The organism is Virgibacillus necropolis, from assembly GCF_044793635.1.
Classification (GTDB): Bacteria; Bacillota; Bacilli; order Bacillales; family Amphibacillaceae; genus Virgibacillus_F; species Virgibacillus_F necropolis_A.
Map to the genome: position 1 here is coordinate 884,803 of NZ_CP084992.1, position 13,354 is coordinate 898,156.

16 protein-coding genes are annotated in these 13,354 nt (G+C 34.9%); 1 reads left to right on the forward strand and 15 read right to left on the reverse strand.

All coding sequences use genetic code 11. The annotated features are described in order from the left end of the window. Positions 1-228: 228 nt before the first annotated feature. The 14 genes from LG329_RS04505 to LG329_RS04570 all read right to left on the reverse strand — a co-directional run bounded on the left by LG329_RS04505 (position 229) and on the right by LG329_RS04570 (position 12,041). Positions 229-1,581 carry a VWA domain-containing protein gene (locus tag LG329_RS04505; protein ID WP_404453897.1) on the reverse strand — a complete coding sequence of 451 codons (1,353 nt, stop codon included), beginning with the start codon at positions 1,579-1,581 and terminating at the stop codon, positions 229-231. 248 nt (positions 1,582-1,829) lie between these two features. Beyond that, the gene (locus LG329_RS04510; RefSeq protein WP_404453899.1) at positions 1,830-2,162 is read right to left on the reverse strand and encodes a hypothetical protein; all 333 of its coding nucleotides are present in this window, start codon (positions 2,160-2,162) and stop codon (positions 1,830-1,832) included. A 43-nt stretch (positions 2,163-2,205) separates the two neighbouring features. Next, the gene (locus tag LG329_RS04515; protein ID WP_404453902.1) at positions 2,206-2,481 is read right to left on the reverse strand and encodes a hypothetical protein; all 276 of its coding nucleotides are present in this window, start codon (positions 2,479-2,481) and stop codon (positions 2,206-2,208) included. A gap of 45 nt (positions 2,482-2,526) precedes the next feature. After that, a complete protein-coding gene (locus LG329_RS04520; RefSeq protein ID WP_404453904.1) occupies positions 2,527-4,017 on the reverse strand; it encodes a hypothetical protein in 1,491 nt (496 codons plus the stop codon). A 93-nt stretch (positions 4,018-4,110) separates the two neighbouring features. Continuing rightward, on the reverse strand, positions 4,111-4,848 hold the full coding sequence (locus tag LG329_RS04525; RefSeq protein WP_404453907.1) for a hypothetical protein: 738 nt from the start codon (positions 4,846-4,848) through the stop codon (positions 4,111-4,113). Next, positions 4,849-5,235, reverse strand: coding sequence for a TadE/TadG family type IV pilus assembly protein (locus LG329_RS04530; RefSeq protein WP_404453909.1), 387 nt, complete (start codon positions 5,233-5,235; stop codon positions 4,849-4,851). Between the two features lie 2 nt (positions 5,236-5,237). Further along, the gene (locus LG329_RS04535) at positions 5,238-5,456 is read right to left on the reverse strand and encodes a hypothetical protein (protein ID WP_404453912.1); all 219 of its coding nucleotides are present in this window, start codon (positions 5,454-5,456) and stop codon (positions 5,238-5,240) included. Positions 5,457-5,475: 19 nt separating this feature from the next. After that, on the reverse strand, positions 5,476-6,417 hold the full coding sequence (locus LG329_RS04540) for a type II secretion system F family protein (protein WP_404453915.1): 942 nt from the start codon (positions 6,415-6,417) through the stop codon (positions 5,476-5,478). A 4-nt stretch (positions 6,418-6,421) separates the two neighbouring features. Beyond that, on the reverse strand, positions 6,422-7,351 hold the full coding sequence (locus tag LG329_RS04545) for a type II secretion system F family protein (protein WP_404453917.1): 930 nt from the start codon (positions 7,349-7,351) through the stop codon (positions 6,422-6,424). Between the two features lie 6 nt (positions 7,352-7,357). Beyond that, entirely contained in the window at positions 7,358-8,689 is a 1,332-nt protein-coding gene (locus tag LG329_RS04550) for a CpaF family protein (RefSeq protein ID WP_404453919.1), read from the reverse strand. Between the two features lie 13 nt (positions 8,690-8,702). Continuing rightward, the gene (locus LG329_RS04555) at positions 8,703-9,821 is read right to left on the reverse strand and encodes a CpaE family protein (protein WP_404453921.1); all 1,119 of its coding nucleotides are present in this window, start codon (positions 9,819-9,821) and stop codon (positions 8,703-8,705) included. 35 nt (positions 9,822-9,856) lie between these two features. Continuing rightward, positions 9,857-10,621, reverse strand: coding sequence for a hypothetical protein (locus LG329_RS04560; RefSeq protein WP_404453923.1), 765 nt, complete (start codon positions 10,619-10,621; stop codon positions 9,857-9,859). Beyond that, positions 10,618-11,406 carry a hypothetical protein gene (locus LG329_RS04565; protein ID WP_404453924.1) on the reverse strand — a complete coding sequence of 263 codons (789 nt, stop codon included), beginning with the start codon at positions 11,404-11,406 and terminating at the stop codon, positions 10,618-10,620. The genes LG329_RS04560 and LG329_RS04565 overlap by 4 nt, the downstream gene beginning before the upstream one ends. 29 nt (positions 11,407-11,435) lie before the next feature. Further along, entirely contained in the window at positions 11,436-12,041 is a 606-nt protein-coding gene (locus tag LG329_RS04570) for a prepilin peptidase (RefSeq protein WP_404453927.1), read from the reverse strand. 598 nt (positions 12,042-12,639) lie between these two features. Between LG329_RS04570 and LG329_RS04575 the strand changes: the two genes are divergently transcribed. Then, the gene (locus LG329_RS04575; RefSeq protein ID WP_404453928.1) at positions 12,640-12,921 is read left to right on the forward strand and encodes a hypothetical protein; all 282 of its coding nucleotides are present in this window, start codon (positions 12,640-12,642) and stop codon (positions 12,919-12,921) included. A gap of 23 nt (positions 12,922-12,944) precedes the next feature. Here LG329_RS04575 and LG329_RS04580 read toward each other — a convergent pair whose 3' ends face one another. Beyond that, positions 12,945-13,220, reverse strand: coding sequence for a YutD family protein (locus LG329_RS04580; RefSeq protein ID WP_404453930.1), 276 nt, complete (start codon positions 13,218-13,220; stop codon positions 12,945-12,947). Positions 13,221-13,354: the final 134 nt, after the last annotated feature.

A 13,354-nucleotide genomic window follows, 5' to 3' on the forward strand; every position in this document is an offset into this window, starting at 1 on the left:
ACTAATCCCTCAATCTTATTTATTGTATCGAAAACACCATTCATCGTGCCTATTGTACAGAGATCATCTATAACAACCTCTTCCTTATTAATCCTTTCCGCCTGTAAAACTTCTTCTACTCTTCTACTAATCCTCTTTGATGAGGTACTGTAGAATATAATTTGTATAGTTCTATTTCATAAACATGCACCTTCAAACTTTTCTAATAGTCTAAAGGTGCATTCAACTTCAATCCTGCGCTTTCTCTTTCCTTACCTTGTCAATTAAATCGCTTGCTTTCTGCTTTTCTTCCTCAACCCGTTTTTCTAACTCTTGTTTTTTATGCTCATTAAATTGCTCAAGTTTGTCATGTCTTTCCGTAATTAATCCTTTTAGTTCCGTTGCTACCTGTTCGGTAATTTTTTTAGTCTGTTCTAAGCCTTCTAAACCATTTAACAATAGACCATTTTCATCTTCTATTACTTCGTCAAAATTAGATGCTATTGAATCCAATTCATCATTCTTATGAATCGCGTCCCACGTTAAATCCACACCTTCTACAGCACTCCACATATTTAATTCAACTGCTTCATGCGCTTGTTTCATATTACTTTCAACAACTTCAACCATTTCTTTTCCTGTCTGGACATTAGTAAACGTACCGCCACCAGCTTCTGCAACCTTCTTTAACTGCTCTTGTGCTTCATTACCTACATCAAATCCTATAATATTTACTGCAGTCGCGATTCCTGAATCGTGCAACTGCTTAGCAGCTTGAACTGGATCTCCACCACACGTCTCTTCTCCATCACTAATTATATAAACAACGTTCTTTACATCTTCACCGGTCTTACCTTGTAAATCTTTCTTTGCCGCTTTAATTGATGCCGCTAATGGTGTCCATCCTGCCGGTTTAAATTGCGACAAAGACTTGTTGAATTTTTCCTTGTTATATGTACTTAGTGGGTAAACAACTTCTGTGCTACTACAAGACATTTTTTTGTCCGCATCGCTTCCTGTGCCTTTGTGACCATAAACACGCAGTAACACTTTTGTTTCAGTGGGTAGTGCTGTAACAAATTTCTTCAAGGATTCTTTTGCAGCTTCCATTTTCATTTGACCACCCACATATGCGCCCATACTGCCACTAGCATCCAACAGTAACGCTACATGCATTTCTTTTTCTTTCTCATTTTTTTGTTCATCTTCACTTCCAGGTGCATCATCAACCAAAAAGGAAGGATTAAAGTCTTCATATTTCTTTAAAGCAGGACCGAAATCAGCCGCCATTAGATGGATAAGGTGATTGTACGCTTCATCTGCTGTTAAATCTTCTGGTAACGATTCAATTGCTTTTTTAAATTTTTCAGCGTTCATATCTTCCGCGGTAAATAGCGCGCCCGGGCCTTCCTTCACCATTTCTTCCGGTTCAGTTGCCGCTTCAGGCGCTGTTACTTCTTCTTTCTCTTTTTCCTCAGGTTCTGCAGGTTGTTCCGTTTTTTCTTCTTCTTTATCTTTTGTTGCTTCTTCATTAGAGCAGCCTGTTAGGACAAATATTAAGGCAATAACTATAATTAAAAAAAATGTTTTTATATTATTCATTGTTTTCCTCCAGTAAAAATAATCTGTTATGAGCTAACTAAAATCAAAGCAGTGATAGAACAATAAGTACAATAGCTAAGATAATGACGATATCCCTAGAATCGAATGTTGTGACTTAGTTTCTGCATGATCCGTATGTTAAAAAATCATACAACCGTCACAGCAATTATCATAAAAGATGCTTGAATGGTGCGGGCTATCGCTGCTGTTTTGATTGCTTTATTAGCTGATCGAATATCCATCACCCTTTACATAACAAAATTTCTTACTAAGAAAGTCACACCAGCTATTGTTGCTATGAAGACCACAGGTAAGATAAAGGTCCACTTAGTTATCCTGCCATTATTCTGGATTGCCAGTTGAGCAAACGGGTAAAATAAAATGGATGCAACTGTTAAAAACAGTAATAAATATAACAAGAGAGAATCCATTGGCAATGTTTCTCTTTTGATAATAAATTCTCCGTTCAAACGATAACCGAACCAATAAAATATTATGAATATCGAAGCGATCGCAGTAATTCCAGAAATTCGTTGGAGTATAGTCCATGTTTTAACTTCCATAATGAAATAACCCTTCATGCATATTTAATCACCTTTTAATCTCTATATTATTATTTTATAATCAGACAACTACATACGTAGCAAACAAATACATAGCACCTATAATCAACAATGTATACAGGAATGTTTTAACGTTCACACCTTTTGTGATTTGGGAACGAACCCTGTCAAAAACTCCAAATGTAAAACAAATAAATAAAATAACCATCAAAAATTTAATAAATGTACTATCCATTCCCCCAACCGTGTTAACGTAAACAATCAATATAATGAAATCTAACACAATTAAACTGATTGCGACACGATTTATTTTTTCCCATACGCTTTTATTTTTCATTATTTTCCTCCTCGGATAGACTTCAGTAACTTTAATAAAATACCGTTAATTAAATATACTTTTTATTTTAATCATTAAATCATTTGTCTTTAGTTTTATATTTGAAAAACCGTTCATTAGACTTGTTTTAACATTAGCACCTAATTCTGTGAAATTTACTTTTAGTTCATTTCCTATGCCAGCATTTATAAATTCTGTCGCTGGACCTAATGAACCGAAATTAGTTGCGAATGCAAAACCTGCTACTGGAAGTGTAGCTATGCCAACCATTGCGCCTATCGCGAAATCTTCAATAGTAACTGCACCATTTGCATATAAAGCACCAATACTATTAGCTATTCCACCTGTTAGCCCTCCGGCACCAGCAACTTTACCAAGTAGCCCCCATTTGATATTTCTAATATTCCTTACTGAACGAATGAAACCGGCTCCTAATGGAGCACCAAGTAATACTCCTAGAGTTCCAATTCCCGCTTTCAAGCTTATATCCAACCAGGAATCGTTCGGTCCGGCATTCGCAAATTCATAAAGGAAGTTACCTGAATATCCATAAAGTACCGTATTTCCAAAAGTTTTCCAACTATAACCAAACGCAGCTTTATAAACATTAAGTAACTTTGTAGCTCCACTTTTACCCAATCTCCAAGCTGAACCAGCAAACGACTTCAAACCTCTTAATGCACTCCTACTAGTTGTTGCAATCCATCTTCCAGCTGATGCCATTCCAGACTTAAAGCTGCCAACTATGTTTCTTCCAGCACCTGCCAGCCATCTACCGCCTGCGACCAATGCGTTTCTACTAGCTCCAACTATCCATTTGCCTCCACTGATTAGTGCATTCCTACCAGCCCCGGCTAGCCATCTTCCACTAGTTCGCAACCCTGTCATGATTGCTGCTCCAGCCCCAAAATAAGATAACAACCCTCCCGCAAGTGCACCACCTGCAGACCATGTTAGTACTCCCATAAAGCTAAAGTTATCAGTACCACCATTAATAATTAAATACACTATTCCTGCAATTATTGCACCAACAGCAGCCACAATTCCGACAACTAAGCCAATCACTCCAAGCGCAACAAGTGCTGCAATTGCTGCAACCACAGCTATTATCGCACCTACCGTTTTAATTAAATCTTGGACGAAATCTGGAAGGCCATCCCACCATTCTTGAACACTATCCGCAAAATCATTCCAGGTGTCCTCCGCCCAATCTCCTATATCCTGTGCACATTGTCCGACGTCTTTCCCACATTCTATTACAGTATCTTTAACATCAATAAATGTGTCTTTTATATCGCCACCAATTTCTTTAAGCTTATCCCAACCTTTTTCCCACCATGGTCTATCTGCATCGCCAATGTCTGTATCCCCACTATTATGGTCCCCAGGACTAGTATCTCCTTGTTGCATTTCAGTTGGCTTTAAGCCACCATCATCATATTCAAACTCTCCGAGGTCAGCATTAATGGTTATAGCTGGAAATATCACAGATACTAACAAAACAAAAAGCAAAGATACAGTATATTTTTTCCTCAACCTGTTTCCTCCTTCCTATAATACAAAAAACGCCCCTTCTTTTCACGCGTCTTATTACCTAATCTGAGGTGATAAGATGCGTAAAAAGAAAGATTAATCGCAATCTATATCTACCCCCACAGGACTTTTCACTTGAGCTGATGCCTCAGCGTATACATCATTATTTTCACCCATCTGGGAAGCATCCACCGTAGAGAACGAAGCTTCAGTTTTTACTTTCACAAAAACCTTAAACTCATCTTCATATGGAAACTTTAATTCTATTTCTCCCTCTGCACCATTCTTATCCGCGTAATATTGTGCAGCTTCTTTTATTTCGTTCCTATTGTTATTTATAGCAGAGCAAATCTTCGAGTTAATTTCATCCTCTTCAAAAATATAAGTTAATATTTTATTAGGATTTAACTCGTATTCATTATCAATTAACCACTCTACTAATCCTTCAGGTGGATCTTCATCATATATTCCCTCTAAAATCTTCTGATATATATCTTTCAACTCATCCTCATCAGGCTCAGAATTCTCTTGTTCTTCACCATTACCTTCATCTTCTCCTTCTTCTTCTAGGTCTTCCTCAAGTTTTTTATCAACTTCCTCTTCTAATTTATCAAGCTCCTCTTTTATATCCTCTAAAAGTTCATCTTCGTATGCATCTTTCATTTCTGTAGAAGCTGCCAAAACGGAAGCATCTGCACTTGATTGACTAACACGTTTATTCATAAATCCTGTAAATAAATCGAAGAATATAAAACAAAGAAAAACAGAGGCCAACAAAATTACAATCATGACTAGATGGGTGCTACCCGATTCATTATTAATATATTTTTTCATCTAATCATCATTCTCCTCTATTACCGGAATCGTTGCATCTGCGTCAATTGTATAATCAAGCTTCCCAACAAAAGGTATCGAAATCATAGGCATCTTCGCATGTACGATTACTGTAACTTCCTTCCCATAACTACTTGACCCTGTTATTAACGAGCTGGTTACGTCTAATCCATATGCAGATCGTTCAACGGCTGTTTGATAATCACCTTCAACTGAAGCTACACGTGCTCCATCTCTCGCTGCAGCCTCGCTGACAACTACCGTATATGCCGCCATTGCCATTTGCCAGATTAGTAGGAATGCAAAGATGATTAAAGGAAACACAGCTAAAAATTCAATTAGCTGTGACCCTCGTTCATTTTTAATTCTTTTAAGTAAATTACTCAATTTTACTCTCCACCGACTTTATTAATTAATTTTGTAATTTGGTTTAGAATTGCCTCACCAACGCTCGCATCACTAACACCTTCCAAACCACCGATGATAGCACCCATTACAGCCAATACTACTAATGCAAGTGCTACCCATTCCAAAGCTTGAGCACCTTTTTCATTATTAACATAACTTCCAACCTTCGTTCTAAAAATACTTAAAATAGCTTTAAACATTTTATTTCCTCCTCTTAATTTACTTCAAAAATGTATCTAATCCGAATGCTGATGGATTATAAATTATGTTTAAAATAAGCAATCCAATTATCAAAAAAAACACTGATGGTACAACTAAAAATGTAGTAACTAATGTAATTTGCGGACTTGCTTTAGCTGCTTTCTCCTTTGCAATAAACCCTCTCATGGAACGTAAATCATCGGCTTGAACACGAAATGTTGTCGACACTGGGACACCGAGGTCACCCCCTTGAGCTAATGAATTAACAAGTCCATTAAGGGGCTTTGAATTATTACGATCTATCATATGCTGATACGCTAATTTTCTTGGAACACCTAAATCAACCTCTCTAATAAAGCGCCTTATTTCATCACTTAGTGGTCCCTCCATTTGTCTGGTAACCTGCTTTAATGAACCGTCAAGAGATACACCGGCCTGCAGAGTTACACTAACTGTATCGAGAAAGTCCGGCATGCTAACGCTGATTCTTTCTTGTCGTTCCTTTGCTCGGTACCTGATCCATAGTGTTGGGAAAACATATCCACCTACAGGAAGCAAAATAATAAAGATTGTTGAAAATGGCATTCCTAACAAATTCCAGAATGTACTAAACATCAGCATTGCAAAAAACAGCACAAAACGCATCCCATGCAAGCCTTGAAATCTTAAATTAAAAGGATTTCCAGCCCTAGTGAGCATCAGCTCATCTTTTTGTTTATTTACAAACATTAGATATTTAATTGTTGTTGGGCCAGCATATTCGGATGCCTTAATAATTGGATCCCATATACGATCCTTGATTTTTTTTCGTTTCTTTTTGCTTTGTTCAACAGGCTTTATTTTCTTAAATAAGTTTTGTCTTTTGGAAACATATAACCAAATATTGATAAAGGAAACTAATACTAGTAACAAAATGATAAACAATAATATTGCTATAACTGATATAAATCCTTCTCCCATTTCTTCACACCCTTATGACTGAAATCCGTTTAATTATTAGATACGATATAAATTGAATACCCGCAAATATTACTAGTACTATCAGTCCGACTGGTGTAAATAATGGATTTAAGAATCCAGGTATAAACAAATTCATCATCATAGCCATCAGCACTGGTAATAATGGTAGAATGATAGAAACGAATTTCGCTTCCGCTGTCACCGTTTGAACTTCTTTGTTTACCCTCGTTCTTTCCTCTAACGTTTCTGCCATCAAGTTAAGAACCTCTGAAAGGTTTCCACCGACTTTTCGCTGAATTAATATAGTACTTACAAAGATATTTAATTCATTACTGACTATTCTGTTACGGTATCGTGTCATAACAATTTCCAAATCATCGCCAAGTCTAAGCTGCTGTTGCATTCTTTGAAACTCTGGTTTAGCTGGTGCTTTTAATTCTTTGGCAACCATATCAATACCTTGGGGAATTGTTAGTCCCGCTTTTACAGCGTTTCCCATCATTCGGCAAATTTCTGGTAACTGTTTGTTCATTTCTTCCGTTCGTTTATTTTGTCTTGATTTCAGAAACATTTTTGAGCCTAGCCATACTAGGAAATAAGCAAGGGTAATGTCTAAAGGGAAAAATAACTTTAATACATTATGATTTAAAAACCACAAGCCACCAAATAAAATAATACATAACCCTGTATACTCGGAAGGCTTTAATTTTAAATTACCATGTACTAGTTTCTTAGAAAGTACTTCGGCAAACTCTGAATTATCATATTTGTCACCTATTAGAAAAAGAAAGCTTCTGCGTTCCTTCTTGTTTGATTCAAACCAAGTGTCAACTCGTTTTTTTGAAGCTTTTTTTTCATGTACTTGCTTCAAGTAAAAAATTCCAATAATAAGCGCAAAAATCATACCAGCAATACTTACTTTGAGCATCAACATTTTAGATTACCTCCTTTCAAATAAATTATCACTTACTTGTACCCCGAACGCTTTTATTCGTTCTAATACCTTAGGAACATATCCCGTGGCAGTAAAATATCCTTTAACCATCCCATGTTGATCAACACCTTGACGAACAAACTTATAGATTTCGTTTATTTCTACTTTACCATCATTTTCTGAAATTTCCGCGATACTAACAATTCGCCGCTTACCGTCAGTAAGACGCTCTGTTTGAATAATAAGGTCGAGTGCGCCAACAAAGTATCCACTAATCACATCAGAAGTTAACGAAAGGCCAGACATGACAATCATCGCTTCTAATCTCTTTAATGCATCTTTTGGTGTGTTGGCGTGTACTGTGGTCAAGGAACCCTCATGACCAGTATTCATTGCTTGTAGCATATCAAGAGCCTCAGTTCCTCGAACCTCACCAACAATCACTCTGTCTGGACGCATTCTGAGAGCATTTTTAACAAGGTGCCGTATGGTTATTTCTCCCGTCCCTTCCATATTTGGAGGACGGGCTTCCAGTCTAACAAGGTTATCATAATTAAATCGAAGTTCAGCCATATCCTCTATAGTAACAACTCGTTCTCCAGCAGGGATTGAGGATGATAACACGTTTAGTAAAGTTGTTTTACCGCTACCAGTCCCGCCAGAAACAAGTACATTACATTTCGCCTTAACTATTGCTTGAAGGAACTCACTGATTTGACCAGAGAAAGTACCAAATGTTAATAAATCGTGCAAAGAGAATGGTGTTTTATTAAATTTACGGATTGAAATCTTAGGTCCATCTAGACTAACCGGTGGTATAACAGCATTTACACGGCTACCATCAATTAATCGGGCGTCAACCATTGGTGAACTTTCATCAATTCGTCTACCCAATGGAGCAATTATCCGGTCAATAATATGACGTATGTGCTGCTGGTTTTTAAATTGAACCAACGATTTTTCAAGCCGCCCACCTCTTTCTATATATATTTCTCTCGGTCCATTTACCATTATTTCCGTAATATCTTCTTCCTTCAATAGCGCTTCAAGCGGCCCATATCCAACCGATTCATTAATAATATGATTGATAATCGCTTCAGTATCATCACGTGGAATAATTACTCGTTCTTCGTCAATCATTTGATTAACCAAACGCTCTATTGTTTGCTTTCTTTCATCAGGTGGAAGTGTGGTTATTGTTTCTAAATCCGCTTCATTAATTATTCTATTTTTATAGTGATTAACCCATTGCTCCCGTTGTTCACTAAAAATATCATCTTCTTGATCTGGAACAACTGAACCAGTATTATTTTTTACAGCTTGATCTATCCAAGACATAATCTCTTCTCCTTTAAATTAATGTCTTCTCGATGAATCGTGAAACATTTTGAGCTGAACGACAAAGTGGTTTGCCTTTCTTATTATAAAACGGTCTTCCCATGTTAAGGAAAGGCTGAATTGCAAAAAAGTCTGATTTAATACTACCAGTGATAGGTTTACCAATTAGTTTATTTATACTTTTTTCTGTTAACTCTGCCTTTTTATGTTTTCGATTTAATATAATGGACATATTTTGATGACTAGGAAGCTTAAATCTTTTAAAAACCCGATTTGCGTGCTTGTAACCCCTTAACGACAAACTGTCTGGTGAAAGAATATAAAAAATATGGGATGCTTCATTTAAACCTGTAAAACTTATAGTATTTAGATTACTAGGGACATCAAGAATTACATGGTCAAAGTGAAACTTACAAGTTTGAATTACTCTACTTATTAATTTATCAGTCAACTCTTCAGCTTTTTCAGGTTCTGCAGGGCCCTGTAATATCTGAACACCAGTATCTGGGTCCGTTTGGGATACATTCTGAATGTGATTCAATGATAATTCTTCGATTACTGGTTTAAGATCTGCATAGGAACGAGATGGTTCCAATGCAGTAATAACGTCAACTCCACCAAATTGTGCATTCAAATCTATTACTATAACACGCTGATCATGTTGCATTTGTAAAGATTGTGCAGCCATAGTAGCTAGTAATGTTTTTCCACTTCCACCATTTGTACTATAAAATGCACTAACCTTACCGGAGTTATGATTTGATGTTTCCATCATCTTTGAACTGAATGCATTTAATTTAGTCTTTTTATCTTCTATAATCGTTTTTAATTTGTCGAGCTCATCAGGAACAATCAGTACATAATCTGCCCCTCGTTCCATCCACTTTCTCACATCATCAAAAGAACGCTCTGAACATAACACGATAAGAATTATTGTTTCAGGAATATGTAGGTCTTCATTAATTTGAATAGATTCCTGATCAATAATAATAATTGATGAAGAGCTGTAATCAATGAATGTACTTAAATTATCTAGAATTTCAAAATCCGTATCCATTTCTTGTAGTATTTTTTTAAGCTTTTCTATAATACAATTATTTTCTGTGAACACCTTAGCAACTGATCGTTCCATCTGTTACACCTCTTCTATATGTTTCTACAGTAAATCTAATTTTTATTTTTTTCTTTCGTCTTTTTCTTTTCTTGATTAGTTGATTCTTTCTTATCTGGTTTCTGCTCTTTTGATGTTTCCTTGCTTTCTTCCTTTTGACTTGTTTCTTCGGAATTATCTTCTGGTACTTGACTTTCTTCTGCCTTTTTCTGTGTTACTTGACTAACTCTTAATGCTCTTATTTGTTTCGCATAATTTTGATAATGAATAAGTGTTGCAGCATCTTCTACTGGAAGAGAAACTTTTATAGCAAACTGGTTTTCTGGCAATTCTTCTCTTTGAACTACTTTTAGACTTTCTAAGACTCTACTTGTTTTAACAACATTATTTTCTTCTTTTAGGGATACAATGATATCAACAAGATCCCCCTCTACAACCTTCTGGTCAATGATTACATTGTCTGTTGCGTTAAGCCATACGACTCGGTGATTAGGGTCAATATCAACTTTAGATCGGATAATATTTTTCGTTAATACATTACCTTCCTTAACATTTACAAGAACAACTGAATTCTCAATCATATCCTCTTTTTGGACAAATGATGAGGATTGTTCATTTTTTGGAATTTCTACCCATTTAATAATATCTGAAGAATAGTCCGTGTATGCAGCAATATCTTGTTCAGCAACTGCCACTTCTACCATTTCTCCTAAAGATTGTTTAGCCTCTCTAAGCTCATTTAAAACTAAAGCTGTTGTTACTAAAGCAAGAATAAAAGCTATACTAAGAAAAATAATTGCTTTTTTTTTGGCATCAATCATTCTACATTCACTCCAATACTTTCACTTGAATTTCTAACTGCTACTATATGTACATAAGGTAAATTATTCGGTGGTAAGTAGTTTGGCAGATTGTAATATTCATAGGTATCATTTATTTCAACATCAACGTTTTTACTCACTACTACTACTCTTGAATTATCCCCAAGCTTATTCTCCAAACCTTCAAGTAAAGTGTGATATTCCCCTTTTGATAAAGGCTTTTTATTATTATCATTTAATCCTTGAAATAGCAGATACTGATTACTTTTCATGTTCTTATATCTCTTTATAAAAGGATTTTTATTTAGAAATGGTTTCTTGTCAGGAATTATAGACCAACTAACTGTTGTATCTCTACAATCATTAATCCAATTTTTGATGGAGTTAAAAGAAATCTCATCAGGAAAATGCATCATTTTATTTTTTAAAAAATCAACTTCATAAATAAATTGTGCTCTATTCATTGTTAAGGGAATTGGATATAGCATGACATTTGGAAGGAGCCAGTTACTTAATCGTGAAAGTCCATCGATATCCGAAATTTTTTCATCGTAGAAATAAATGACTTTTTCACCTTGGAATGATGAAAAGAACTCAATATTATCTTCAATGCTATATTTCCGAAGCTTAATATCTGATCCAAATAAACTGGATTTTTCTTGTCTTAATTCATTTAACAACCCATCATCACTATTTTTAAATAAGTTTGCCGGTCGAATATGTATCGAAATTTCATTTGCTATTTCTTCAGTGATACCATATGTTTCATCTAATACTATCTTCATTTTATTTACCCCAATTTTAAATTTTTATTTCAAAAGTTTATGAATAACATACAGATTGTTACGAAAGCTATTGTTGGTCCAAACGGAACCATCTCTCTTTTTTCTCTCATGCCAAAAGTTAAAGCAATAATTCCAATAATAAAAGCTAAAATCGATGAGAAAATTAATAATTCATAAATGAAATTGATGGAAGTTCCTAGCCCGATAGCGGTAACTAATTTAATGTCTCCCCCCCCTATACCCCCCTTAGAAATAACGGCAATAATTAAAAGAAAGGTAAATGCAAATGCTGCACCCAATAATCCGTACAAGATTTCTCCGTTAATAATTTGAGTAAAAACAATACTTGGAATAAAAATTGCTAGTAAGCGATCAGGAATAACCATAAACCAGCCATCAAAGACCGCCGCACTTATTACTAAGGAAATTATAAAAATGTTAATTATACTTAAACAATCTGGACAATTATTAAATAATGTATTTAAATAAAAAAACACTAAAATTAATGTTAAAGAAACACTCCTGTAATTGATTCCCAAATTTACCAACTTGTATGGAGTATACGATGGAGCAATCTTTAAAATTGAAATCACACAAATCATCATAACTATAGAAATAATCCAAAATACCCACAAAATGAAATCAATCCTCTAATAAATTAATAATTTCCACCTTTACTCTTCAATTCGAGCCTTTACCTAAACCTCATTTCAAATTTTTAAATAAAGTATAATTACTGATAACTATCTACACATTATATATATAAATAATTACATAAATTACGATGATGTCAATTAATCCTTGTAAAATCAAGCGTTTTATTGGGTATATGCATGCATTGAATTTAGGAAATCTGACTATAAATTTCCATTATTTGTAAATAAAAAGGATACAAACACCTAACTAACTGGGTTATTTTTACAGTAAAAACGTTGACAAAAACAATTTGTAGGTATTTATAATCATTTTTCATAATCTTTAACAAAGTGTAATTTATCTTGAATTCAAGATAAATATTTGGTGCTTTATCCCTTTGCTGATAAAGGTTTATCGTATAGAAACTTACGTTCAATTTTTCCATAAATCAATTACTTTTACTTGTATTCAAAGCCTGACTTTTGAATCGGGTAACACGACAATATAATCATAAAAAGACATGTATCTAATAGTTTTAGATAAAAGAATAAATAAGCGTCTTTTAACAAAACCTATTCCTGAGAGGGTGAGTAATTAATGACAAAGAAGAAGAAAAGAAATTATTCTGAGGTTGATAATCTTAAGAGGCAACGAAATGAGTTAATTCCTGAAGAATTTCCAGAAGGGCCAATAGGTTCACCTATTAATGATGATGAGCCTATCGAAAGTAAATCAACGCCGTGGGAAGAAGGACAACGACGTCAAAGCGCATTCGTTTTTCCAGATAAGGAACAGCATGATGATTTACCACGTCAAGCACCAGGTTCACATCCAATTCATGATGAGGATGGAGAGGTTTTACCAGAAGAAGAGCAGTAGTTCCTAGTTAGAACTACTGCTCATTACTTGTCTATTTTTTTTAAAACGAAATATGCACAACCAAAATTACAATACTCGTACAAATAATCGTCCAATGTGCTTATTTTCGAATCGAAGGCTGCTTTTGAATTTTGGTCGTCATAGAACCCGCGTAACCTGAGCTGATCATAACCCCAATCACCAACAATAAAATCGTACTTCGTTAATATATCAGAGAACCGTTCATTTAAACGTTCTGCATCATATCCGTCTTTTATATTTTCCAATATTTCATACGTTTTTCCATGTAATTCAATCACCAAATCTCACCCCACTTAAACTGACTATAGTTTACCATAAAGTTCTCCTTCTCAACCAGATATTATCCTTATTTTACAAGTGAATATTCTCAAGTCCTGTGAATGAAATTAATTTCATGTAGCAAAATAACCCC